The sequence below is a fragment of the Dolichospermum sp. UHCC 0259 genome (assembly GCF_009711935.1).
Classification (GTDB): domain Bacteria; phylum Cyanobacteriota; class Cyanobacteriia; order Cyanobacteriales; family Nostocaceae; genus Dolichospermum.
In genome coordinates this window covers 1-10580 of sequence record NZ_VIKX01000240.1, presented here as the reverse complement: position 1 = coordinate 10580, position 10580 = coordinate 1, and the positions used below count along the sequence as shown (strand labels likewise).

The 10580-nt window shown below is 35.7% G+C and carries 6 protein-coding genes; 1 reads left to right on the top strand and 5 read right to left on the bottom strand.

Annotated elements, in window-relative coordinates:
* Positions 1–50: 50 nt before the first annotated feature.
* Positions 51–548, bottom strand: a complete 498-nt coding sequence (locus tag FJR05_RS20410; RefSeq protein ID WP_254446995.1) for a DUF928 domain-containing protein — start codon at positions 546–548, stop codon at positions 51–53.
* Positions 549–627: 79 nt separating this feature from the next.
* On the opposite strand from FJR05_RS20410, the gene FJR05_RS20405 reads away from it, so the two are divergent.
* The gene (locus FJR05_RS20405) at positions 628–3030 is read left to right on the top strand and encodes an exonuclease domain-containing protein (RefSeq protein WP_168645815.1); all 2403 of its coding nucleotides are present in this window, start codon (positions 628–630) and stop codon (positions 3028–3030) included.
* Between the two features lie 165 nt (positions 3031–3195).
* On the opposite strand, the gene FJR05_RS28055 is transcribed toward FJR05_RS20405, so the two are convergent.
* From FJR05_RS28055 to FJR05_RS20385, 4 genes are all read right to left on the bottom strand, one after another.
* On the bottom strand, positions 3196–5553 hold the full coding sequence (locus tag FJR05_RS28055) for a CHASE2 domain-containing protein (protein WP_254446994.1): 2358 nt from the start codon (positions 5551–5553) through the stop codon (positions 3196–3198).
* A gap of 59 nt (positions 5554–5612) precedes the next feature.
* Positions 5613–6485, bottom strand: coding sequence for a toll/interleukin-1 receptor domain-containing protein (locus FJR05_RS20395; protein WP_254446993.1), 873 nt, complete (start codon positions 6483–6485; stop codon positions 5613–5615).
* Positions 6486–6664: 179 nt separating this feature from the next.
* Positions 6665–9331 (bottom strand): CHAT domain-containing protein, encoded by a 2667-nt coding sequence (locus FJR05_RS20390; protein ID WP_168645814.1) that lies wholly within the window; start codon positions 9329–9331, stop codon positions 6665–6667.
* 307 nt (positions 9332–9638) lie between these two features.
* On the bottom strand, positions 9639–10580 hold a 942-nt coding region (locus tag FJR05_RS20385; protein ID WP_168645813.1), incomplete at its 5' end, for a ShlB/FhaC/HecB family hemolysin secretion/activation protein.

Here is a 10580-nt window from a genome sequence, read left to right as displayed (position 1 = left end):
CTACTTCTACCTACCCTATAAACTCTCGAAAGTGGGGGGAGAGTGAAAAACTACGTTGAACCTTCCTCATTGACACAGGTAATATTAAAAAACCAACGATATCTTTCTCCAACCAATAGGGGTTTTTCTGTAGCAGGAAGACTAAAACGGACAATTCCCTCCTTATCTGGTAAAGGGAATAAAAGTGGTTTTTGTAAAACAGATTTTCTTTTTTCATTTAATAATCTAAATTTGGCGGGGGGAGATTGATTTACCCTATGAAACGGGATATAAAACCAGAATTCAGGATAATCCTGAGTAGTTAATCCTTGATTACTTTGAGGAACTAAAGCCATCAGGTTTTTCTCTCTGATTTGAGAACATTGTGAACGACTTGCTGCACCTCTAGAACGTCCAGAAGCGTTTCCTTCACTATTGTTCTTAAAGAGAAAGTCAAAAATTGAAGCCTGGACAGGAGACACCAAAGATAAGAGAATACTAGAGAAAATTGTTGTCAAGGTGCAGACTAAAACAGTTCGAGAAAAAAGTGATAATTGTTGACTTTTCATAAGTAGATATCCGGGGAAATCAGTCTTTTGTAGTTTATAATGGAATTATAACAGGTGTTATACTTACAAGTAAATTAATATGAACTTTGTTATTTTAGATACTGAGAGCAACCCCAATTTAACTGAATTAGCTATTGTTGATAGTCAAGGTGTGGTAATTTATGAAGGTTTCTGTGATGGTAATTCTCATGGGTTTCAAAACGTTTTAAATCTCAAAAGTCTCAAAACTTTACTAACAGAATTTCTGACTATTGTTGAAGACAAGAAAATTATCTGTCACTATGCAGAACATGATATTGATGTCCTTAAACGTAGTTTTCGACAAGTTGGTTTACCTTGGCAAAATTTACAATTTGATTGTACTTGGATTTTGGCTAAAGACTGTTTTCCAAATTTAGAAAGTTATTCTTTAGAGTATTTAAGTAAATATTTTAATCTGCGAGCTAATAATCAGTATTTTCTGCCGAATATGGCACATACAGCTAGTTATGATGCCATATTTACCTATCATCTTTATAGAAATATCATGTTAGAAAAACTTAAAAAACAACCGAATCCATTTACTAGCAGTCGAGTTGATACTCCTTTTCAACATCATCCAGATTATGCTGATACTTATCATCGAGAATTTCAGATTTTACAAACTGCTTTAAATAATATTAAATTAGATCCTAATCATCAGAGTAAAGGTGTTGTTGTCATTGGAGAACCCGGTACTGGTAAAACTCATTTAATGATGCGACTGGCTCATGAGAGATTATTAAGTAATAGATTACTGTTTATTCGTCAACCTAATAATGCCCAATCTGTACTTTATCATATTTATAGCAGAATTTTAGAATCTCTAGTTGAAAAAGCGGGGAATTTACCTCAATTATACTCTTTAATTATTAACACTTTTCGGAAAATAGTTAGTCTGAATGATAGGGATATTAAACAAAAAGATATAGATATTATCAAAGCCTTATATGATTTAGAAGATAATAGTATTAATGCTTTAGGTAAAGAAAATACTCAACGAAAACGAGAATATTGGCAATATATAGAAAAGACTATTAATGAATGGTGGATGAGTAATTACGCTGCGGGTAGTTTTGCTTTATCTATCATTAAAGGTATGGTCAAATATTGCAGTTATACAGATTATAAATATAGAAATATTACGACTCGTTGGTTAGCCGGAAATGTTTTAACTGACGAAGAAGCGGAAACCGTTGGTTTACCAAATTGGGGAGAAGAAATTAGTAAAGAAGCTTTTTCTCTAGAAGCTATTTCCGTTTTGGGTAAATTATCTATTTTAGATGAACCTCTAATTATTATTTTTGATCAGTTAGAAGGTTTAGGACTTCCACACAATCAAGAAATTTTATTGAATTTTGGGGAAGCTATCAAAGAGATTTTCACTCATGTTCCCAATAGTTTAATTATTTTGAATTTATTTCCTGATAGGTGGGAAAAGTTGCAAACAACATTTGATCAATCTATTATTGGTAGAGTATCTCAATATCAAGTTTCTTTACGTCAACCCACAGAAGGGGAAATTAAGTCTATTCTCAAGGTGAAAATGCAATCTGTAGATATTTCCTTAGAACAGCTATTTTTACCAGAAGATTTAGATGATATTTTAGGAAAAAAACCTATTCGAGCGGCTTTAAATCGGGCGGCTAAATACTATGATTATAGAGTTAATGGAATTTCTTTACCCGATGAAAGAAAACCACTTCGGGAATTAGATGGTAATGAAAAAATAGAACAGCAGTTAAAATTTCTACAGCAGCGGCAACAAGCCTCAATGGAAGTTTTAAGTCAACTAATTCAAGCTATACAATCACCTAATTCCGTTGATTTAAGTAACTTACAGGTAAAATTAGCACCTTATTTATCGGGTGAAACTGCAATTCCCGTAAATCCTGTAATTGAATATCTCAATGAACATAAAATTGAGTTAGAACAAAAATATCATAATCCATCTATTATTAGTGATGGTGATGATGTTGGTAAATTGAAAAATATTGCTGAAGCTTTAACTCATATTCAGTCATTTAAATTAACCCAATATCGGTTAGGGAAAAAGGTATTACCAGAACATATTGTGATTGAAAGAGGAAATCAATCTCATGTTATTGCTTTTTTAGAAATTAGTGGTACTCCTTTTACGAGTCGCATTACTAATTTTAATGAATTGGTGATTAATAATCCTCAAAGTAAGTTTGTTTTAATTAGAGATGAACGTCAACCTGCTATTACGGGTAAGGTTGGTCAAGAGCGAATTAAACAACTAGAAAATAGTGCAAATGGGAATTTTGTTTTCCTCAATAAAGAAGATAGAATACTCTTTGATTTGATTTATGATCTAATTATTAGTATTTACAATAAAGATTTAGATATAGATTTGGAATCAGCTTTAAATTTTGTTACTACTCATCAAGAATGGTATCACTGGATGTTGACAAAGTTTGGTTTTACTCCACCCAAAAAATAAAATCTCAGTTGTACCAATTTTATGTGAGAATGATGAGTTAGGCCGTCAGGTGCGTCAGATGTCAAATTTATGTGATTGTTGATGAATTATTGAGTCTGACGCACCCTACAAGGTCAATTAGTTCTTGACAGATTACTAGGAACGAGATTAAAACAAGATTAAAAGCTACAAATTACGTAATCTGTGCGTTAGATAAATAACTCCACGTCCTGTGATAATCAAGGATAAGGCTGGGGGAATCAAAGGAACCCAACCGCTTTGGGATACCATAATTACAACACAAGCGATGTATAGGACAACTACAGAGCCAATCATGCCTATAATTACATGAGATGTGCGGTTAAGTCGCCAACAAACAATACCGCCAACCAAAGACCAACCAAAAATCCAAGGGATTTCATAATCCCAAGTCCACCACCAAATCAGGGGACGATTATCTAAGACAGCGCTCAGAATCTGGCTAATCATTTGCCCATGCAATGTTACCCCTGGTACATCACCATAGGGCGTATTAAAATAATCAGCTTGTCGGGATTGTCTGTCTGTAAAACCAATGAGAATAATCCGATTTTTGATCTTTTCTGCGGGAACTTTGTTGTTTAAAACATCTAAGATGTTGACTCTGGGGGCAAATCTATCAGCATCACCCTGATAAACGCGATATTTCAGCATGGTTTGATAACCATTAAGTTGGGCTTTATTAAACACTGAATAAGCAGAATAACCACTACCATTGCCGAATAGTCGAGGAATTACAGTGTTGCGAAAGACCATGTTTTGATCATATTTTTTCGTTTCTGGATTTACAGGAGAAATATATTGATGTCCTTGTGCTTCTAGATAACGACGGGCAATTACTAAACTCAAAGCTTCCTGGACATTGCAATATTTAGGCTCTGCTTTTTGCATCATGTAATGTCTGCGAATAAAGCGATCGCCTTGAGGATCTTCTTCCACCAAATCACTAAACCCAACCCGTGTTAATGGCACTTCTGGTGCGTGTTTAAAGCCCGGAATAGTGTGACCCCGTTCATTGATATAACTGTTTTTACACAAGGCAATAAAGTTTGTGGTTTCTCGGAGACGTTTACCCAAACTGCCTTCTGCGGGAAAATTCCGAATAAAATCTAAACTAATTACACTGGGTTGATGTTGGGAAAGATTCTTCAGTAAATCATCTAAAGCCGCATCAGCAATTGAACCCCTTCCTTGCTGATATTTGGGATTTTCGTTCATTGTATCAATGCTTTGGGGATCAACATCCACCATCAGAAATCGTTCGTCCGGTGGTTCACTGGGACGTAATCGTATTACTTGATCATAAGCAGCTAATTCTAAGGGCTGCATGAGTCCTAACAACCGGGCAATAAACACGAAAATTGTTGTCCCCAAGCTAGTCAATAATAGGCTGCGAAGTTTAATTTTGCGATAGGGGAGAGCGCGACTGGCGGTCAAATATTCTAGCTGAAGGTTGGTGGGACTTGGTTGTTTGTTTTCGGACTCTTTTAGCCATTCCTCAGATGCGGCTAAATCTTTTCCCCGCAGCAAGAAACTATCATCACGTTTCTGCTGTTCCCACTCCTTGGCTTTAATTAATAAACGAGTGTGATTTTTGACATAATTTGGATCTGCATCTAAGGTTCTTGTTAATTCCCCAAAATTGGTCAGAAAATCGCCGTCATGTTTACGAAAATCAATCCACTGCACTTTTGCCAAAGCAGGATGGAGACTATTAATATCAACGGGTAAATATAATAATGTAACAATGCGCTTATTCATTTTGACGGCATATTCCACTTCCGTAGCGCAATAGTTGGAACTAATCGAATTGGGAGAAATAATAAATAAGAAATTGTTAGATAATTCAATTCCCTTATATAATTCTTCTGCAAATTCTGAGCCGGAGATGATACTTTCCTGATCAAACCAGGTAGTTTTATTTTGAATTTGCAATGTATCGTTGAGTTTACGAGCGAAGTCAGCATCAGCATTAGAGTAGGAAACAAATACATCTAAGGCGGCGTTAGGTGGTTGTTTGAGACTTTCAGTAATAAATTCTTCTTGTATGGGTAAAGAAAGCTGCTGTGCTTTTAGTTTTGCTACTTTTAACCAGGCCTCAGCATTACGCAGATCGTTATTCCGCAGGAGAATACTAGAATTACGTTTTTGTCGTTCCCACTTTAAGGCTTTTGTCAAAATCAGTTTATGCTGATAGTGGTAAGCTGCATCCTGATAAAGAATATTAATTAAATTATCGGTATCTGCGGATTCTTTGCCCTCTTCTTCCTCGTCGGTAAAGTCTATAAACTGGATATTACGCAATTCTTGAGGAATTTGATCTAAGTTTACTGATTTTATTAATAGAGGAATAATTCGCTTATTCAGAGATAGGGCATAGGTAAGTTCTTGCTGACAGTATTTTGATGCTAAAGAGGACTCTGACATCAGAAAAACTAAATTATCTGCTTCTTCAATACCGCGATGAATTGCTGTTTGAAAATCTGTGCCTAAGTAGGTTAACAAAATAAAAATGAGGTATCTTGCGTTTTGTAAAATGGCTGAAACTCAACCAGAATAACGCATTAGGACAACTTTACATACCGATACATACCTTGAAATTTTTCTGTTAAACTACTTATTTGAATATCAGTTGTATTTGTCCAAACAGTGAAGCTTTCGCGCATCAGCGTTTTGGTAATTTTCTTCATCAATTCCCTTTCTTCGTCGGAGTAGGAAAGGAAAACCTGAGTCATCAAGTTATTAGCGTTTTTCACACTCTGACAAATGAAAGCACAGTGTAAATCTGTGGGTTCACAAGGTGGCTGTTCTTCTTTGAACCTGGTTTTTAACCATTTTTCTGCTTCTACCCGTTCATCGCCAATTAGAAGGTAGCTGGATTGTTGTTGCTGGCGTTCCCACTCTAAAGCTTTAGCTAAAAAATAGGTATGTTGATGGACATATTCTTGATGACGAGTCAATAGTTCTAATAGACCCGCAAATGATTGTTCAAAGTCATCTATATTTTCACGGAAATATACCCAGTTAATTTTGCCAATGGCTGGGTGCATATTGGGATAACTAGAATGTAATCCTTTGGCTTTGTATGTTTCCCACTCGCTGGGATCTTTGTCAGGGTTACGTTGCTGCCAAATTTCTTCGGTAATTTGTTCTACGTGCAGTAGGGGAATAATCCGTTTGTTGCGCTTGAGGGCTAGGTCAATTTCTTTACCACAATATGGGGAGTTAATGGAGTGGGGAGCGATAATAAAGAGAAAATTATCTGATGTTTCGATGCCGTCATCAATTTGTTTTTGGAAATCTACACCGAGAGGAATATCGTTTTGGTCAAACCAAATTTCTAGGTTTTCGGCTCGAAGTCGGTTATAAAGTTTGGTAGCAAAGGCTTTGCTATCGGCTCTACCATAAGATATAAATGCACTCTGAAAATTGTTCATCTATCCCCTGAGTGATAAATACAAATATTACTAATTTTATGTTTATACTCTAAAATGGGGCATTTTGATATTTAAATCCTAGAAATTACGGATTTTGGAATTTTGGTCTTACGCAAAGGCGCAAAGGTAGGAGTTTTAAGGGTTCAATTTAGGAATTTTATCCCTCAATTTAATCTAAATTAAAGCCAATTTCCAACTAATACGTAAGGAGACCAATAACGAGGATGATCATAGTTTTCATTTTTTAATAAAGACTGTTGTGCTAGACGCAGTGCTTCGGCTCTGCTGATGTTGGGTTTTCCTAAGTGCTGATAAAATTCTTTGATAAAAGGGACACTTGATTGATCGTCTAAATCCCATAAACTAGCGATCGCACTACTCGCTCCTGCTTGGACTGTTGTACCTGCAATTCCCATAATTTCTTGGTCGTTTCCGGTTGCTGTTTGACAAGCACTCAAAATCAGTAATTCAATTCCCTGGGTGTTACTTTTGCGTTGGGTTCTGAATAATTGATCAAATTCGGAGATATTCAATTTTCCATTTGCTGTGACGACAAATGTATTTTCTCTGTCAGCACCAAAATAACCATGAGTTGCTAAATGGACGATATTAAATTTGTCCCTATTGAGTTTTTTATTAAAGTTTTCAGTGGTGAATTCTGCTTCTGCAATCCGAGTTACTGCTAATCCCATTTTTTGAATTTCTTGAACTTCTTTTTCAACTCCTGGTAAAACAGAAAAATTGGGAAGACTTGCAGGGGGATTTTTCAAACTAGCTGCCAATATTTTCATTTCTTGTCTTTGTAAAGGCAGAGGATCACGAATTTGTAAACCCAAGGCTAAGGAAATCGCGTATTTTTCCATCAGATATTTTTCTCCATCGTAAAGTGCAGCCATAGGAATTTTCCGCAGTGAACCATCAAGGACAAAAATTAAAGTTTTAATTTTGTCTTCTTCCAATCTTTTGGCTATGGGTTTAATTAGCCAGTTATATACTTGTTGTCCATCATTTTGGACTTCTTCGTAAGCACCAGGATCTTGCAGAGATGTGTAGAAATGATCTAAGGTATTTTCAATTTCTTGTGTGGATAATTTTGAAGTATAATAATGGGATAGTTCAGGGTTATTCGGTTCTCTAAGAATAACTTCTAGGCGATCATTCAAAATAATAGAATAGATGACTGCGGCTGTTTGATCTTTGGTGTCAATTACTTGATCAAGTTGCAATTTACTATCTTGACAAGCTTGTTGTAAAAAGTTTTGTAATTTGGCTATTTGCAAAGTTTCTAATACTTGGCGAGCTTGTTTAAGGTTGTCTTGACTAGGTTCTGGAGATTGTAATAATAAATTTACTAGTTGGCGATATACAGGTTCAACACTTTGTTTGAATGAATATTGGACATCTGCACTACTAGCAACTAAATCACCGCGCAGACTTTGGAGAGTATTAAATGCGTCAGTATATGTGGCGATAGCGAGGCGCTCCGTAGGAATCGCTCCTTGAATATCTCCCCGTTGATAGCATTGGGTTTCACCTTGACAAAGAATCCGTCCGATTTGCCATTGCCAACGATAGGTGATATCTTCGGCTTGAATAGACTGTGATAGATTTAGGGCTTTTTGGGTTAAATCCTGAGCAATATTCCATTGTTTTGTTAATTCATAGATATGTCCTAAGTTCCCTAAGACAAAAGATTGCGATCGCACATCTTGAATCTGTTCAGCTTGTTGACGAGCTACAGCTAAAATTTGAGCAATTGTTTGTAAATTAACAGGTATTTTCTCATTTAATTTCATCAAACTTTGGGCAAAATTTACTTGAGAATATATCCCTGAACGCCCCAAAAATAACTTAGGAATTAGACTTTGAATTTGCGGATAAAGTAATTCAGCTTCGGGCAATTTTTCAATGGCTATCAATAGCCGCAACCGATTAATTTTAGCTCTAATTTGAATTTGGATTGAAGTTTGATCAACTTCTGCCTTTTCATAAAAGTTAATGGCGGCAATCTTTGTTACTTTTGCTGCTTCCATCTTTCCTTGGGCAGATTGGATATTTGCTTCCGCCAGGATAATATTACCCAAAGCAAGATAAGCAGCAGAAATATTTGCTGGTGATTGAAGTTTTTCGGCAATTTTGAGGCTTTCTTTTAAGTTTGATTCAGCATTTTCTAAATCACCTACCAAGCGCAAAGCAGTTCCTAAATTACGAAAACTAATAGCTTTAGTTAGTGAATCTGGTTGGTTTTCTAAAGTTGTAGATAAGGCTTGCAAAACAGAACTGGCTCGTTTATATAATCCTAAATTCTGTAATGCTTGACCTTGATTAAGTCCCATCAAAATGGCTTTATTGCTATCTCCTAACTTTTGGTAAATAGCTTCAGCTTGTTGCCAAGATAATAGAGCATCTTCTGGCTTTCCCTGTGCCAATTGTAGACTACCTTTAACATCCCAAGCTTGCGCCCAAATAGCAGAATTTTGTGAATGATCAGGAATTTTTTGGAGAATATTTATAGCTTCCTCAATAGCTTTGTTAGCTGCTGAAATTTCTCCCGTTTGCTGATAATTCAGGGACATATTCATCAAAATTACAACCTTTTCTAGCTGCTTTCCATTACTTTGGTAATTCTGTAAAGATTGTTTTAACAAAGTGAGTGATTCAGCAAATCTCCCCTGATCATAGAGAATTTGTGCCTGATTTTCCTGAGAATTAACAACTGATTCAGGATTATTTTTAGCAATTACTGGTGAAGTCACTATACAAATAATAGCTATGATCAAAGCTAAGAATCCATAGCGAAGCAAGCGAGGTAATGACAAAAGCAAACGGGAGATTAATAAATTCATTGTTAGTTAGTGAATGTGGATGGATAGTTAACATTAAAATCTATAGGAATAATATTTGATTCATGAAAAGATACGTAGGGTGCGTCAGACCGCATAAATTCTATCAATAAACAGATTTGTAATATCTGACGCACCCTACAATACCTAATTTTTTTCAAAAATCAAATATGAGTTCTAAGTAGGTAAACATAATAAAAACGATATATGTTTAGTTTTGTAAAACGGCTGAAACTCAATCATAATCTCGCGTTGAGATAACTTTACATACCGTTACATACCTTTAAATTTTCCTGTTTACCTACTTATATCAAAGATTGTATGTGAGAGAAAAATATAAACCATTTTCTTGCCATGTTGCTTTTTTAGAATTATTTTCTGTTAAGGGAATCCCCCAATCTAACCGAGCATTAAATTTATTACTTTGTCGCCATATTAGTCCTAAACCTGTTCCTAATAAAGTATTATTATCAGGATTTGAGCCACCATTATTCCAACCAGTTCCCAAATCAAAAAAAGGTGCTATTTGTAAAAGTCCTTGGAGTTTTGGAACTCGCAAAATTGGTAATCTGACCTCTGTAGATACTAAGAAACCATTATCTGTTAATAAACTATCCTGACGATATCCGCGCAGGGTTTTTTGTCCACCAATACCAAATTGTTCTAGTCCCAATAACTGCTTATTAGCTAATTGCAAATCTGTTTGCATCAAAAATATGGTATCTGGCGCTAATTGACGTAGCCATTGTCCTTGTCCTCGCCAACTAAAAAAGCGACTATCAGGTTGATCATCATTAATAGTGGCATTTAAAATACCCAATCCTAAACTAAATTGAGAATGGGCTGTTAAAACTTGTTGACTACTGCGTTGACTCCATTCCTGAAAAAATCGTAGTGCGGAAATTTTTGTTTTTCCGTTATCATCTGCACCAACTCCCAGGGGAAAAGGTCCAATGTCATCAATTCCCAAAAATGTTTGACTCATTTGCTGGCTGGCTGTCAGTCCCAAAGCTAATTCTTGAGTAGGCGTTTGTACAAGAGGCTGGCGCAATTTTAACTCGTAAAATCGGGATTGAGAGGTAATATCTAAAGTGTTAAAAGGACGTTCGATGACATTATTTGCAGTTGCACCATAGTTAAAAATTAATTTACCGTTACGGGCATTAATTGGCAAACTATAACTAACATCTATGCCATCTGACAGGGGGACAAGAAGCAGAAAAAGCTTATGTAGTAGGAGATACAGAATGTG